Here is a 14,756-nt window from a genome sequence, read left to right on the forward strand (position 1 = left end):
CGGACCCGCACGCTCCGCGCACCGGCCCCCGCCCACCCGTTCGAGTGACATGTGAGCGACCGCCGTACCCCGGCCCGCGGCAGACCATAGCCTCGCTCCGCCACGGCGCAGCGGGGGCGCGTGCGCACCGGGGAGGGATCATGACGACGACCGGCACACCGACGGAGCCGCGGTACGCGTGGGGCCGCCGCGGCCGGCACCGCCGCCCCCGCCCCCGCAAGGTGCTGCTGGCCGCCGGCGGCCTCGCCCTGGCGGCGGGCGCCCTGAGCGTCGTACGCCTGCTGCCCGAGCCCGGCGGCGACCCGGGGGCCTTCGGTGCCGGGGCCGGTCCGCGCGTGGAGGGGCCGGGCCGGGGAGCGGCACCGGACCGGGCCGCGTCGCCCGGCGCCGCGGCCACCGGCGGCCGGCCGCCCGGAGCCAGTCCTTCGGCGACGTCCGCCATGGGCGGCCTGAGCGGCTCCCCCGCACCCGATCACGTCCCCGGTCTCGTGCCCGGCCCGTCGGCGAGCGACCCCGCGGCCCCCCGGCCCGCCGCCACGACCGGGCCGGACGGTCCGGGCGCCCCCGAGGGGCGGAGCCCGGGACAGGGCGAACGAACGGAAGGGGAGGGGGAGGGCCGAGACCCGGACGACCCCGGCGACCGGGCTCCGGCCCCGGGGACGCCGCAGCCGTCGCGGTCCGACCGCACCACTTCGCCCCCTCCGCCGGACCGCGGCACACCACCGACGTCCGATCCGGAGCCGGAACCCGACGACCCCGGCCTGTGCGTGCCGGTCATCGGCCTCTGCGTGGACCTGCTCCGCGGCTGACGGGCGACGGCCGCGCCCCGCGACGGCCTACGACCGCGGACGCCCACGACCGGGGGGCTACGACTCCCCGCCGCCACCGTCCCGGCGGGTGAGCAGCCACGGCTCGACCACGCCGAGACCGCGCACCGGGCGCTGCCACATCGGCTGGAGTGCGAAGCGGTACACCGGCGGCTCCTCGCCCTCCTTCTCCGCGGCCGCGGCCTCCTCGGCCGCGGCGGCCTCCGAGGCGGGGGCGTCGCGGGTGCGGATCAGCTCCTCCGCGAAGGCGGTGTCGACGAGGACGGCGTCCTTGGGCGCTATCGAGGTGAGCCGGGAGGCCAGGTTGACGGTCGTACCGAAGACGTCGCCCATCCGGGTGGTGACCGTGCCGAAGGCGATGCCGACGCGCAGCTCCGGCATGGTCTCGTCGTTGGCCATCGTCTCGATGAGCCGCAGGGCGATCTCGGCGGCCGTACCGGCGTCGTCGGCGGCGTAGAGCACCTCGTCGCCGAGGGTCTTGACCAGCCGTCCGCCGCGCGCGGCCACCAGGTCGGCGGAGGTGGTCTCGAAGGCCTCGACCAGCTCGCCGAGCTCCTCCTCCTCCATCCGCCGGGTCAGCCGGGTGAAGCCGACGAGGTCCGCGAAGCCCACCGCGAGCCGCCGGTCCACCATCTCCTCGTCGTCCCCGGCCTGGATGACCCGGCCGGCCGAGGCGGCGAGCTGGCGCCGCCAGACGTAGACGAGGAACTCCTGGAGCTCGGGCAGGAGCAGCTCGACGATCGGATACGTCACCTCGGTGCGCGTCATCCCGGGCTCGGGGGGCTCGGTCAGGCCCTCCAGGAAGGAGTCGATCTGCCACTCGGCCAACCGGGCGGTCGTCTGCCCCGTGGACCGGGCGACCTGGACGGCCATCGCCTCGCTGAGCAGCCCCGCCTCCACCAGACCGGCCAGCCGCCGCAGGGCCAGGACGTCGGCCTCGGTGAGCGCCTTGGCCTGGCCGATGTCGGCGAAGCCCATGGCCCGCCAGAACCGGGAGGCCAGCTCCATGGAGACGCCCGCGCTGCGGGCGGCCTGGAAGGGCGTGTAGCGGCGCTCGGCGCCCAGGATGAGCCCTTCGAGGCGTAGCGCGAGCGGGTCCTCGCCGGGGTCGGCGGAGTCCGGGGCGGGCTCGGGGTCCACCCGGCCGTCCCCGTCCGCGCCGGAGCCGGTGTCGTCGACGGTCACGCCTGTTGCCTTTCCGATCTGCCGCGGTCAGGTTCGACCGGCCCCAACTTTACGTCAGGTGTGCCCCAGCTCACTCCCGTGCGTCCCGTACTCCGAGAGTGCCCCGGGGCCGCGCTCACGCCAACCGCAGGTGCACGATGTCCCCGGCCCCCACCGGCTCCTGCACGCCCGCCTCCGTCGCCAGCACCAGCCGTCCGTCCCCGTCCACGGCCACCGCCTCCCCCACGAGCGACCGGTCCCCCGGCAGCTCCGCCCGCACCATGCGCCCGAGCGTCGCGCAGCCCGCCGCGTACGTCTCCTGGAGGCCGCTGGCCGCCGGGTCGCCGCCCGCCTCGCGCCAGCGCCCGTACCAGTCCTCCAGCGACCGCAGCACCCCGCGCAGCAGCGGGTCCCGGTCGGTGTTCGCGGCCCCGGCGAGCGCCAGCGACCCGGCCCGCGGGACCGGCAGTTCGTCGGCGCGGAGCGAGACGTTGATGCCGACACCGATGACGACGCCGTCGCCCCCGGCGCGCTCGGCGAGGATGCCGCCGGCCTTGCGCTCCTCGTCGCCGACGGTCACCAGCAGGTCGTTGGGCCACTTCAGGGCGGTGTCGACGCCCGCGACGCGGGACAGCCCGGTCGCCACGGCGACGCCGGTGAGCAGCGGCAGCCAGCCCCAGCGGGCCACGGGGATCTCGGCGGGCCGCAGCAGGACGGAGAAGAACAGCCCGGAGCGGGCGGGTGCCGTCCACTGCCGGTCGAGCCGCCCCCGCGCGGCACTCTGCTCCTCGGCGACGAGGACCACGCCCTCCGCCAGGTCGTCCGCGGCGGCCCGGGCCACGAGGTCGGAGTTGGTGGACCCGGTGCGCTGCACGACGTCCACCCGACGCCACAGTCCTCCCTCCCGCACCAGGCCCCGGCGCAGGGCCGTGCTGCTGAGCGGCGGCCGGTCCAGGTCGGACCACCGGCTGTTCGGAGCGTCGTTCGGTGCGTCGGAGGAATCTCGGGGCGTCATGCAACCCACCCTAGGTGTGGGAAAGACCGCACTGCCGAACGGAAGGCCCCCTACTACTCTACGAACGAGTAACCGTCCCCCCTTTTGAGCAGGCAGGGAGCCGCATCCCGATGTCCGAGCCGGAAGAGCAGCAGCCCGACATCCACACGACCGCGGGCAAGCTCGCGGATCTCAGGCGCCGTATCGAGGAGGCGACGCACGCCGGTTCCGCGCGCGCCGTCGAGAAACAGCACGCCAAGGGCAAGCTGACGGCTCGTGAACGCATCGACCTCCTCCTCGACGAGGGTTCCTTCGTCGAGCTGGACGAGTTCGCCCGGCACCGCTCCACCAACTTCGGCCTCGACGCCAACCGCCCCTACGGCGACGGCGTCGTCACCGGCTACGGCACCGTCGACGGCCGCCCGGTCGCCGTCTTCTCCCAGGACTTCACCGTCTTCGGCGGCGCGCTGGGCGAGGTCTACGGCCAGAAGATCGTCAAGGTGATGGACTTCGCCCTCAAGACCGGCTGCCCGGTCATCGGCATCAACGACTCCGGCGGCGCCCGCATCCAGGAGGGCGTCGCCTCCCTCGGCGCCTACGGCGAGATCTTCCGCCGCAACACCCACGCCTCCGGTGTGATCCCGCAGATCAGCCTGGTCGTCGGCCCGTGCGCGGGCGGCGCGGTGTACTCCCCCGCGATCACCGACTTCACGGTGATGGTCGACCAGACCAGCCACATGTTCATCACCGGACCCGACGTCATCAAGACCGTCACCGGCGAGGACGTCGGCTTCGAGGAGCTGGGCGGCGCCCGCACCCACAACTCCACCTCGGGCGTCGCCCACCACATGGCGGGCGACGAGAAGGACGCCGTCGAGTACGTCAAGCAGCTGCTGTCGTACCTGCCGTCCAACAACCTCTCCGAGCCCCCCGCCTTCCCGGAGGAGGCGGACCTCGTGGTCACGGACGAGGACGCGGAGCTGGACACGATCGTCCCGGACTCGGCGAACCAGCCCTACGACATGCACACGGTCATCGAGCACGTGCTGGACGACGCCGAGTTCCTCGAGACCCAGCCGCTGTTCGCGCCGAACATCCTCACCGGCTTCGGCCGCGTGGAGGGCCGCCCGGTCGGCATCGTCGCCAACCAGCCCATGCAGTTCGCCGGCTGCCTGGACATCACCGCCTCCGAAAAGGCCGCCCGCTTCGTGCGCACCTGCGACGCCTTCAACGTCCCCGTGCTCACCTTCGTGGACGTCCCCGGCTTCCTGCCGGGCGTGGACCAGGAGCACGACGGCATCATCCGCCGCGGCGCCAAGCTGATCTTCGCCTACGCCGAGGCCACGGTCCCGCTCATCACGGTCATCACCCGCAAGGCCTTCGGCGGCGCCTACGACGTCATGGGCTCCAAGCACCTGGGCGCCGACCTCAACCTGGCCTGGCCCACCGCCCAGATCGCCGTCATGGGCGCCCAGGGCGCGGTCAACATCCTGCACCGCCGCACCATCGCCGAGGCCGGTGACGACACCGAGGCGACCCGCGCCCGCCTGATCCAGGAGTACGAGGACGCCCTGCTCAACCCCTACACCGCCGCCGAACGCGGCTACGTGGACGCGGTGATCATGCCGTCCGACACCCGCCGCCACATCGTCCGGGGCCTGCGTCAGCTGCGCACCAAGCGCGAGTCGCTGCCGCCGAAGAAGCACGGCAACATCCCCCTGTAAGGAGCCGCTGTGACCATCAAGGTCGTACGGGGCAACCCCACCCCCGAAGAACTGGCCGCCGCCCTGACGGTGGTCAGGGCCCGCGCGGTGACGGCGGCTGCCGAGCCGTCCACCACCGACCGCCCGCACGACGCCTGGTCGGACCCGTCCCGCATCGCGACCCACCACATGCCCCACCCGGGCCCGACGGCATGGGGCCGCACCTACTGGCCGACCTGAGGCCGGTCGTCCCAGGGGCGCGGGGCTGTGTCGATCTGCGGCTCCGCCGCGTGGCCGCACGGAAGAGGAACCCCGCGCCCCGATTTAAGTACCCGTACTCAAGTCACCTCCACGGCCAAGCCCCACGCTGGTGACATGCTGTGGTCCGACCCCGAGAACGAGCCGCCCAAGGAACTGCGCGACATGCAGGACATGCTGCGGCGGCTGAGCGTCTTCCTGGCGCTGGCCATGGTCCTCGCGATGATCGTCCTCGGCCTGGGGTGAGCCGTGCCCGCCCCCGGTGGCTAATGTGACCCCATGACTGCTGCTCAGCCCCGCCGCCGCCTCGTTCTCGCCTCCCAGTCCCCGGCCCGGCTCGGCCTGTTGCGCCAGGCCGGACTGGCCCCCGAGGTGCTCGTGAGCGGTGTCGACGAGGAGGCCGTCACCGCCCCCACCCCCGCCGAGCTGGCCCTCGCACTGGCCGAGGCCAAGGCGTCCGTGGTGGCCGCGAAGCCGGAGGTGCAGGGCGCCCTGGTGATCGGCTGCGACTCGGTGCTCGACCTGGACGGCCGGGCGCTCGGCAAGCCCGCGGACGCCGAGGAGGCCACCGCCCGCTGGAAGGCGATGCGCGGCCGGGCCGGCACGCTCCAGACCGGCCACTGCGTCTGGGACACCGCCTCCGGCCGCCACGTCTCGGCGACCGCGTCCACCGTCGTCCGCTTCGGCGAGCCGACCGACGACGAGATCGCCGCCTACGTAGCCTCCGGGGAGCCCCTGTACGTCGCCGGGGCGTTCACCCTGGACGGCCGCTCGGCCCCCTTCATCGACGGCATCGACGGCGACCACGGGAACGTCATCGGCCTCAGCCTGCCCCTGCTGCGCCGCCTCCTCGCCGACCTCGGCACCGGCATCACGGAGTTGTGGGCGCCGGCGGAGGGCTGACCGGCGAGCCGTCACCGCCCTGACCCTCCTCGGGCCGCTGCCCGGCGGCCGCGGGCGCTTCCCGGGCGTCGTACGTCATCAGCAGCAGCACGATCAGACCCAGTACGACGATCATGAAGACGAAGGCGCCGGGTCCCACCAGCCCCCAGGTGAAGGCGCCGAGCAGCCCGTGCACCACGGCGGCGCTGATCAGGAGGATCCGGCCGAGCCCCGCGGGCGCGCGGTCGCGCAGCGCCACGAGCAGCGCGACCAGGCCGCACAGCGCGAAGTACAGCCCGAAGACGACCCCGCCGATCTTCGAGGAGAGGGACATCATGTGGGGGTCGAGACCGGCCAGGGACATGTCCTGACGGTCGACGACCATCCCCAGGAACCAGTTCAGCGCCGCGACGCCGAGCGCCTCCACGAAGAGCACGACCGCCACGGTCCACGCCACCGGCCTGCGCACTGACACCGGTCCCCACCCACCTTCGACCGCTGCCGCACAGGACAGCTGTTACCCCAAGTACGCCCGCCCGTCGCCCGACCGCCACCCCTCATGGAGGCCCTCCGGGCCACGTCCTTTCTTCAACCCGAGGAACGCTACTAACGGGTAAACCTCGCCACAAGGGTTCCGGCACGAGCAAAGAATCATTGGGCCATTAGTAGGGACTCCACAAAGAAACCGAGTGGCCCGCAGCACGCTCTTACAGAGACCTTGACCACACAGGAGGGCTAGGGTTTCCCCCAGGAGCCCTGCGTACCGCGGTACTACAAGGGCTTTCGGGGGTCGAGCGAGCCTCGAATCACGCTCCGTGTGGGCAAGCTCACCATTGGGGACGGGTCGAAGTGCCGTGTCGGCAGTCCCTAAACTCGGCTTGTTTCAAGGAGGGAGCCTCAATCGTGCGCAAGGTGCTCATCGCCAATCGTGGCGAAATCGCTGTCCGCGTGGCCCGGGCCTGCCGGGACGCCGGGATCGCGAGCGTGGCCGTCTACGCGGACCCGGACCGGGACGCTTTGCATGTCCGCGCCGCTGATGAGGCGTTCGCCCTGGGTGGTGACACCCCCGCGACCAGCTATCTGGACATCGCCAAGGTCCTCAAAGCCGCGCGTGAGTCGGGCGCGGACGCCGTTCACCCCGGTTACGGGTTCCTCTCCGAGAACGCGGAGTTCGCGCAGGCGGTCCTGGACGCGGGTCTGATCTGGATCGGTCCGCCCCCGCACGCCATCCGCGACCTGGGTGACAAGGTCGCCGCCCGGCACATCGCCCAGCGGGCCGGTGCCCCCCTGGTCGCCGGCACCCCCGACCCGGTCTCGGGCGCGGACGAGGTCGTCGCCTTCGCCAAGGAGCACGGCCTGCCGATCGCGATCAAGGCCGCGTTCGGCGGCGGCGGCCGCGGCCTCAAGGTCGCCCGCACCCTCGAAGAGGTGCCGGAGCTGTACGACTCGGCGGTGCGTGAGGCGGTGGCGGCGTTCGGCCGGGGTGAGTGCTTCGTGGAGCGCTACCTCGACAAGCCCCGCCATGTGGAGACCCAGTGCCTGGCCGACACCCACGGCAACGTGGTCGTGGTCTCCACCCGTGACTGCTCGCTCCAGCGCCGTCACCAGAAGCTGGTCGAGGAGGCCCCCGCGCCCTTCCTGTCCCAGGCGCAGTTGGAGGAGCTGTACGCGTCGTCCAAGGCGATCCTGAAGGAGGCCGGCTACGTCGGCGCCGGGACGGTGGAGTTCCTGGTCGGCATGGACGGCACGATCTCCTTCCTGGAGGTCAACACCCGCCTTCAGGTCGAGCACCCGGTCACCGAGGAAGTCGCCGGTATCGACCTGGTCCGGGAGATGTTCCGCATCGCCGACGGTGAGGAACTGGGCTACGACGACCCGCCGCTGCGCGGTCACTCCTTCGAGTTCCGGATCAACGGCGAGGACCCCGGCCGTGGTTTCCTGCCCGCTCCCGGCACCGTCACCCGTTTCGAGGGCCCGACGGGGCCCGGGGTGCGGCTGGACGCGGGGGTCGAGTCCGGGTCGGTGATCGGCCCGGCCTGGGACTCCCTGCTGGCGAAGCTGATCGTGACCGGCCGCACCCGCCGGGAAGCCCTCCAGCGCGCGGCCCGCGCCCTGGACGAGTTCCAGGTCGAGGGCATGGCCACCGCGATCCCCTTCCACCGCACCGTCGTCCGCGACCCGGCCTTCGCCCCGGAACTGACCGGCTCCAGCGGCCCGTTCACGGTCCACACGCGCTGGATCGAGACGGAGTTCGTCAACGAGATCAAGCCCTTCACCGCGCCCGCGGACGGTGAGGCGGACGAGGACAGCGGGCGGGAGACCGTCGTCGTCGAGGTCGGCGGCAAGCGCCTGGAGGTGTCCCTGCCCTCGAGTCTGGGGATGTCGCTGGCCCGCACCGGCCTGGCGGCCGGGGCCCGTCCCAAGCGCCGCGCGGCGAAGAAGTCCGGCCCCGCGGTCTCCGGTGACACCCTCGCCTCCCCGATGCAGGGCACGATCGTGAAGATCGCCGTCGAAGAAGGCCAGGACGTCGCCGAGGGCGACCTGATCGTCGTCCTTGAGGCGATGAAGATGGAACAGCCGATCAACGCCCACAAGTCCGGCACCGTCAAGGGCCTGGGCGCCGAGGTCGGCGCGTCCATCACCTCCGGTGCCGCGATCTGCGAGATCAAGGACTGAGCACCACCCGCACCACACGACAGGGGCGCCCGGCGGACCACCTCACACGGTCCGCCGGACGCCCCTGTCACGGTCCGGCGGGACCGCCGGGCGCCTACCGGCGACGCAGGTCGGCGACGCGCGCCCGCTCCGTCCCGCCGTTCTGCTCACTCAGAGCGGTTGCCGAGCGCAGCCCCGCCGCCGCACCCGGAACCTGACGGCGTGGCCCCGGGAGCGGCACGTCCCGACGCTGCTGACGCGCCACCGCATCACCCCCCGAGGCACCCGGTGTCCCGGTGCCATCAGCCGTACCACCCCCCGACGCCCCGGCCACGGCGATCTGCACGCCCTGGTCGGCCAGGGCCTGGAGCTCGGTGGCGGCACGCTCGTCGTGGACCGGCGACTCGTCGGTGACCAGACGGGTGATGACGTCGGTGGGCACGGTCTGGAACATGGTGTCCGTACCCAGCTTGGAGTGGTCGGCGAGGACGACGACCTCGGCGGCGGCCTGGACCAGCGCCCGGTCGACGGAGGCCGACAGCATGTTGGAGGTGGACAGCCCCCGCTCGGCGGTCAGCCCGCTCCCGGACAGGAAGGCCTTGGAGACCCGCAGCCCCTGGAGGGACTGCTCGGCCCCCGACCCCACCAGGGCGTAGTTGGAGCCCCTGAGGGTGCCTCCGGTCATCACCACCTCGACCCGGTTGGCATGGGCGAGTGCCTGGGCCACCAGCAGCGAATTGGTGACGACGGTCAGCCCGGGCACCCGCGCGAGCCGGCGGGCCAGCTCCTGCGTCGTCGTACCCGCCCCCACCACGATGGCTTCGCCCTCTTCGACGAGGCCCGCGGCGAGATCGGCGATGGCCGTCTTCTCGGCGGTCGCGAGATGGGATTTCTGCGGAAAGCCGGACTCTCGCGTGAACCCGCCCGGCAGTACCGCACCGCCGTGCCGGCGGTCGAGGAGTCCTTCTGCCTCCAGTGCGCGCACGTCCCGCCGTACGGTCACTTCGGAGGTCTGGACGACGCGGGCGAGCTCACGGAGCGACACGGCCCCGTTCGCTCGCACCATTTCGAGGATCAATTGGCGACGTTCTGCAGCGAACACGAAACTGACAGTAACCCCAACGACCGTCTGCTTTCAGCAGTATGCGCCGAATAACAGAAGTTGTTCGCATGCCACCACCGGAAGTGGTATACGGGTCTACCCCGGCCGCCTATGCCGCTCGCAAGCGCCGCAACTCCCCGTGACCAGCGGGGAGTCATTTCAAGCCGCGTCCGCCGGACTACTGCTCCCCGCCGGCCTTCCGGGTGTGCAACTGCCGTGCCACCTCCGCGATCGACCCCGAGAGCGAGGGATACACGGTGAAGGCGTTGGCGATCTGTTCGACCGTCAGGTTGTTGTCGACGGCGATCGAGATCGGATGAATCAGCTCCGAAGCACGCGGCGCCACCACCACACCCCCCACCACGATCTCGGTACCGGGCCGGCAGAAGATCTTGACGAACCCGTCCCGGATGCCCTGCATCTTGGCGCGCGGGTTGCGCAGCAGCGGCAGTTTCACCACGCGGGCGTCGATCTTGCCGGCGTCCACGTCGGCCTGCGAGTACCCGACGGTGGCGATCTCGGGGTCGGTGAAGACGTTGGCGGACACGGTCTTCAGATTCAGCGGGGTCACGGCGTCCCCGAGGAAGTGGTACATGGCGATCCGCCCCTGCATGGCCGCCACCGAGGCCAGCGCGAAGACGCCGGTGACGTCACCGGCGGCGTACACGCCGGGGGCCGAGGTCCGCGAGACCCGGTCGGTCTTGATGTGCCCGGAGTCCTTGAGCCGGACTCCCGCCTCCTCCAGCCCCATCCCCTCCGTGTTGGGAATGGCGCCGACGGCCATCAGGCAGTGCGACCCGCCGATGACCCGCCCGTCCGACAGCGTCACCTCGACCCGGTCCCCCACCCGCTTGACGGACTGGGCCCGCGACCGCGACATGACGTTCATCCCACGCCGCCGGAACACGTCTTCCAATACGGCTGCCGCATCCGGGTCCTCACCGGGCAGCACCCGGTCCCGCGACGACACGAGGGTGACCCGCGACCCGAGCGCCTGATAGGCCCCGGCGAACTCGGCACCGGTGACACCGGACCCCACCACGATGAGCTCTTCGGGCAGCTCGTCCAAGTCGTAGACCTGGGTCCAGTTCAGGATCCGCTCCCCGTCGGGCCGCGCGTCCGGCAGCTCCCGCGGATGCCCACCCGTAGCGATGAGCACCGCGTCGGCGGTCAGCGTCTCCTCGCTCCCGTCGGCGGCGCGCACCACGACCTTCCGCGAGCCGTCGAGCCCCTGCATGCCCTCCAGCCGACCGCGCCCGCGCATGACCCGCGCACCCGCACGGGTCACGGAGGCGGTGATGTCGTGCGACTGCGCCAGCGCGAGCCGCTTCACCCGCCGGTTGACCTTGCCCAGATCGACGCCCACCACCCGGGCGGCCTGCTCCATGGGCGGGGTGTCGTCGGCGACGATGATCCCCAGCTCCTCGTAGGAGGAGTCGAAGGTGGTCATCACCTCAGCCGTGGCGATGAGGGTCTTGGACGGCACGCAGTCGGTCAGCACCGACGCCCCGCCCAGACCGTCGCAGTCGACGACGGTCACCTCCGCGCCGAGCTGCGCGGCCACCAGCGCCGCTTCGTATCCGCCGGGTCCGCCGCCAATGATCACGATCCGAGTCACGTACCCCATTGTCCCGCACCCTTCAACGAGAGGCCGCCCGGGGCCACCACCGCGACGACGGCGATGCCCGACACCCCTGCCGTACCCTTCCCCTCATGTCGCTCTACGCCGCCTACGCCGGCAACCTCGACGCGCGGTTGATGACCCGCCGCGCCCCGCACTCGCCGCTGCGCGCCACCGGCTGGCTGAACGGGTGGCGGCTGACCTTCGGGGGCGAGCACATGGGCTGGGAGGGCGCACTGGCGACCCTGGTCGAGGACCCGATCTCCCAGGTCTTCGTCTCCCTCTACGACATCGCTCCGATGGACGAGGACTCCCTGGACCGCTGGGAGGGCGTGGGCATGGACATCTACCGCCGCACCCGGGTCCGCGCGCACACCCTGGAGGGCGAGGAGGGCGCCTGGACCTACGTCCTGAACGCGTACGAGGGCGGCCTGCCCTCCGCCCGCTACCTGGGCGAGGTGGCGGACGCCGCCGAATCGGCCGGCGCCCCCCACGACTACGTGATGGAACTCCGCAAACGCCCCTGCTGAGCGCCGTCCCGTCAAAACCTCCAACCCAAAAACCCGCATCCCGTGACCTCCGCCATCTACGCGCGTAGCCGTAAACCGGCTACCCTCTTCGGCGTGAACGCATCTCTTCTTCCGGACGACATCCAGGGCGACCCCTACGCCGCCGCCGACGCCGCCGCGGCCCGGCTGCGCGAACTCACCGGCGCCGAGACCCACGACGTCGCCCTCGTGATGGGCTCCGGCTGGGCACCGGCCGTGGACGCCCTGGGCGCCCCCGAGGCCGATCTCCAGGTCACCGACCTCCCGGGCTTCCCCCAGCCCGCGGTGGAGGGCCACGGCGGCAAGGTCCGCTCGTACACCCTCGGCGACAAGCGCGCACTGGTCTTCCTGGGCCGCACCCACTACTACGAGGGCCACGGGGTGGCCGCCGTCTCCCACGGCGTCCGCACGGCCGTGGCGGCCGGCGCCAAGACGATCATCCTGACCAACGGCTGCGGCGGCCTGCGCGAGGGCATGCGCCCCGGCCAGCCGGTCCTGATCAGCGACCACATCAACCTGACCGCCACCTCCCCCATCGTCGGCGCCAACTTCGTCGACCTCACCGACCTCTACTCCCCTCGCCTGCGGGCGCTGTGCAAGGAGGTCGACGACACGCTGGAGGAGGGCGTCTACGCCCAGTTCCCCGGCCCGCACTACGAGACCCCGGCCGAGATCCGCATGGCCCGCGTCATCGGTGCCGACCTGGTGGGCATGTCGACGGTCCTGGAGGCGATCGCGGCCCGCGAGGCCGGGGCGGAGGTGCTGGGCATCTCCCTGGTCACCAACCTCGCCGCGGGCATGACGGGCGAGCCCCTCAACCACGAGGAGGTCCTCCAGGCGGGCCGCGACTCCGCCGCACGCATGGGGAAGCTGCTCACACAGGTCCTGGCCCGGCTGTAGCCGAGGCCCAGGTTCCCCGGCATCCGGCGCGGGGGTGGGTCGCGTGGCCCGGCGCTGCCGGGGTACCGCCGCGCCCACCCGTGCCGCCTGGGGGTACCTCCCAGGCCGTTCAGGCACTGGGGGAGGCACGACTGCCCGCGGCGACGGGGCGACGGCCCGCAGCCGCGTACGGCGGGAAGGGGACGTGTCGGGGGGTGTTCGCCCGCAGCGGTTGGCGCGTCAACGCCGGAAAGATCTGTGGCCAACCGATTCCGCGCCGTTCCGAGGACGAACACCCGCCGGCGCGGCCCCGACCCACCACCGAACGCACCGCGCTACGCGCACCCCCACCGAACCCGCACAGGCGCCGCAGGCATGGCGCGCACCCCCACCACCCCGCACAGGCGCCGCAGGCACCCGCACCACCGACCCCCGAGAGGCTGACCGACGTGCAAGACGTGCAAGACGACCTCCTCGCACGAGCCAAGGCATGGCTGGCCGAGGACCCCGACGCGGACACCCGCACGGAACTCGCCCGCCTCATCGACGCCGGGGACCACGACGAGCTCACCGCACGCTTCGCCGGCACCCTCCAGTTCGGCACCGCCGGCCTGCGCGGCGAACTCGGCGCCGGCCCGATGCGCATGAACCGCTCGGTGGTCATCCGCGCCGCCGCCGGACTCGCGGCGTACCTCAAGAAGCAGGGCCACACCGACGGCCTCGTCGTCATCGGCTACGACGCCCGTCACAAGTCCGCGGACTTCGCCCGCGACACCGCCGCCGTCATGACCGGCGCCGGCCTCAGGGCGGCCGTACTCCCCCGCCCCCTCCCCACCCCCGTCCTCGCCTTCGCGATCCGCCACCTCGGCGCCGTCGCCGGCGTGGAGGTCACCGCCAGCCACAACCCGCCCCGCGACAACGGCTACAAGGTGTACCTCGGCGACGGCTCCCAGATCGTGCCCCCCGCCGACGCCGACATCGCCGCCGAGATCGACGCCGTACGCACCCTGCGCGACGTCCCGCGCCCCGACACCGGCTGGCAGACCCTCGACGACGACGTCCTCGACGCCTACCTCACCCGCACGGACGCCGTCCTCGCCCCCGGCTCTCCCCGCACCGCCCGCACCGTCTACACCGCGATGCACGGCGTCGGCAAGGACACCCTCCTCGCCGCCTTCGCCCGCGCGGGCTTCCCGCGCCCCACCCTCGTCACCGAGCAGGCCGAGCCCGACCCGGACTTCCCCACCGTCGCCTTCCCCAACCCGGAGGAGCCCGGCGCGATGGACCTGGCCTTCGCGGCGGCCCGCGAGTCCGCCCCCGACCTGATCATCGCCAACGACCCGGACGCGGACCGTCTCGCGGTGGCCGTACCCGACGCCGCGGAGGCCACCGGCTGGCGCATGCTCCGGGGCGACGAGGTGGGCGCCCTCCTCGCCGCCCACCTGGTCACCCGCGAAGCGCACGGCACGTTCGCGGAGTCGATCGTCTCGTCGTCCCTCCTGGCCCGCATCGCCGCGAAGGCGAACCTCCCGCACGTCGAGACCCTCACCGGCTTCAAGTGGATCGCCCGCGTCGAGGACATCCGCTACGGCTACGAGGAAGCCCTCGGCTACTGCGTCGACCCGGAGGGCGTCCGCGACAAGGACGGCATCACCGCGGCCCTCCTGATCACCGAGCTGGCCTCCACCCTCAAGCAGGCGGACCGCACGCTCCTCGACCTCCTCGACGACATCGCCGTGGAACACGGCCTGCACGCCACGGACCAGCTCTCGGTCCGCGTGGAGGACCTCTCCCTCATCGCCGCGGCGATGAACCGCCTGCGCGAACAGCCCCCGTCGACCCTCGCGGGCCTGCCCGTCACCACCGCGGAGGACCTCACCCGGGGCACGGACACCCTCCCGCCCACCGACGGCCTGCGCTACACGCTCGACGGTGCCAGGGTGATCGTCCGCCCGAGCGGTACCGAGCCCAAGCTGAAGTGCTACCTGGAGGTGGTCGTCCCGGTCGCCGCGCTCGCCGACCTCCCGGCGGCCCGGGCCAAGGCGGCGGACCTGCTGACGGCGCTCAAGCGCGACCTGTCGACGGCAGCCGGCATCTGACGCGACCGGGGGCCCGCAAGGGCC

The 14,756-nt window shown here is 72.5% G+C and carries 14 protein-coding genes; 9 read left to right on the forward strand and 5 right to left on the reverse strand.

All coding sequences use genetic code 11. The features are described 5' to 3' along the window. Positions 1 to 140: 140 nt before the first annotated feature. Positions 141 to 809 (forward strand): hypothetical protein, encoded by a 669-nt coding sequence (locus tag B9W62_RS14360; RefSeq protein WP_256976347.1) that lies wholly within the window; start codon positions 141 to 143, stop codon positions 807 to 809. 57 nt (positions 810 to 866) lie between these two features. Here B9W62_RS14360 and B9W62_RS14365 read toward each other — a convergent pair whose 3' ends face one another. Both B9W62_RS14365 and B9W62_RS14370 read right to left on the reverse strand, forming a co-directional pair. After that, positions 867 to 2,012 carry an adenylate/guanylate cyclase domain-containing protein gene (locus tag B9W62_RS14365; RefSeq protein WP_087807564.1) on the reverse strand — a complete coding sequence of 382 codons (1,146 nt, stop codon included), beginning with the start codon at positions 2,010 to 2,012 and terminating at the stop codon, positions 867 to 869. Between the two features lie 115 nt (positions 2,013 to 2,127). Further along, positions 2,128 to 3,006: a biotin--[acetyl-CoA-carboxylase] ligase gene (locus B9W62_RS14370; protein WP_087807565.1), complete on the reverse strand. Its 879-nt coding sequence runs from the start codon at positions 3,004 to 3,006 to the stop codon at positions 2,128 to 2,130. Positions 3,007 to 3,116: 110 nt separating this feature from the next. Between B9W62_RS14370 and B9W62_RS14375 the strand changes: the two genes are divergently transcribed. The 4 genes from B9W62_RS14375 (at position 3,117) to B9W62_RS14390 (ending at position 5,849) form a co-directional block, all read left to right on the forward strand. Next, on the forward strand, positions 3,117 to 4,709 hold the full coding sequence (locus B9W62_RS14375) for an acyl-CoA carboxylase subunit beta (RefSeq protein ID WP_087807566.1): 1,593 nt from the start codon (positions 3,117 to 3,119) through the stop codon (positions 4,707 to 4,709). 9 nt (positions 4,710 to 4,718) lie between these two features. Further along, complete coding sequence (locus tag B9W62_RS14380; RefSeq protein ID WP_003974048.1) at positions 4,719 to 4,928, forward strand: acyl-CoA carboxylase subunit epsilon; 210 nt, start codon at positions 4,719 to 4,721, stop codon at positions 4,926 to 4,928. A 135-nt stretch (positions 4,929 to 5,063) separates the two neighbouring features. Next, positions 5,064 to 5,192: a morphogenic membrane protein MmpB gene (gene mmpB, locus B9W62_RS40720; protein WP_042825042.1), complete on the forward strand. Its 129-nt coding sequence runs from the start codon at positions 5,064 to 5,066 to the stop codon at positions 5,190 to 5,192. A 33-nt stretch (positions 5,193 to 5,225) separates the two neighbouring features. After that, positions 5,226 to 5,849, forward strand: a complete 624-nt coding sequence (locus B9W62_RS14390; protein ID WP_087807567.1) for a nucleoside triphosphate pyrophosphatase — start codon at positions 5,226 to 5,228, stop codon at positions 5,847 to 5,849. Here the strand turns inward: B9W62_RS14390 and B9W62_RS14395 are convergent. Next, positions 5,818 to 6,303, reverse strand: coding sequence for a hypothetical protein (locus B9W62_RS14395; RefSeq protein ID WP_087807568.1), 486 nt, complete (start codon positions 6,301 to 6,303; stop codon positions 5,818 to 5,820). The two genes, B9W62_RS14390 and B9W62_RS14395, sit on opposite strands and share 32 nt — an antisense overlap. A 428-nt stretch (positions 6,304 to 6,731) precedes the next feature. Here B9W62_RS14395 and B9W62_RS14400 point away from each other — a divergent pair, with 428 nt between their 5' ends. After that, positions 6,732 to 8,504 (forward strand): acetyl/propionyl/methylcrotonyl-CoA carboxylase subunit alpha, encoded by a 1,773-nt coding sequence (locus B9W62_RS14400; RefSeq protein ID WP_087806875.1) that lies wholly within the window; start codon positions 6,732 to 6,734, stop codon positions 8,502 to 8,504. 94 nt (positions 8,505 to 8,598) lie between these two features. On the opposite strand, the gene B9W62_RS14405 is transcribed toward B9W62_RS14400, so the two are convergent. Together B9W62_RS14405 and B9W62_RS14410 are read right to left on the reverse strand one after the other, a co-directional pair. Next, positions 8,599 to 9,585 carry a DeoR/GlpR family DNA-binding transcription regulator gene (locus B9W62_RS14405; RefSeq protein WP_087807569.1) on the reverse strand — a complete coding sequence of 329 codons (987 nt, stop codon included), beginning with the start codon at positions 9,583 to 9,585 and terminating at the stop codon, positions 8,599 to 8,601. Between the two features lie 178 nt (positions 9,586 to 9,763). Next, a complete protein-coding gene (locus B9W62_RS14410; protein WP_179235490.1) occupies positions 9,764 to 11,212 on the reverse strand; it encodes an NAD(P)H-quinone dehydrogenase in 1,449 nt (482 codons plus the stop codon). Between the two features lie 86 nt (positions 11,213 to 11,298). Between B9W62_RS14410 and B9W62_RS14415 the strand changes: the two genes are divergently transcribed. The 3 genes from B9W62_RS14415 to B9W62_RS14425 all read left to right on the forward strand — a co-directional run bounded on the left by B9W62_RS14415 (position 11,299) and on the right by B9W62_RS14425 (position 14,732). Next, the gene (locus B9W62_RS14415) at positions 11,299 to 11,736 is read left to right on the forward strand and encodes a gamma-glutamylcyclotransferase family protein (protein WP_087807570.1); all 438 of its coding nucleotides are present in this window, start codon (positions 11,299 to 11,301) and stop codon (positions 11,734 to 11,736) included. A gap of 93 nt (positions 11,737 to 11,829) precedes the next feature. Continuing rightward, positions 11,830 to 12,654, forward strand: a complete 825-nt coding sequence (locus B9W62_RS14420) for a purine-nucleoside phosphorylase (RefSeq protein ID WP_087807571.1) — start codon at positions 11,830 to 11,832, stop codon at positions 12,652 to 12,654. 437 nt (positions 12,655 to 13,091) lie between these two features. Beyond that, the gene (locus B9W62_RS14425; protein ID WP_179236005.1) at positions 13,092 to 14,732 is read left to right on the forward strand and encodes a phospho-sugar mutase; all 1,641 of its coding nucleotides are present in this window, start codon (positions 13,092 to 13,094) and stop codon (positions 14,730 to 14,732) included. Positions 14,733 to 14,756 lie beyond the last annotated feature (24 nt).

This window comes from Streptomyces sp. CS113 (assembly GCF_002188365.1).
GTDB lineage: Bacteria > Actinomycetota > Actinomycetes > Streptomycetales > Streptomycetaceae > Streptomyces > Streptomyces tendae.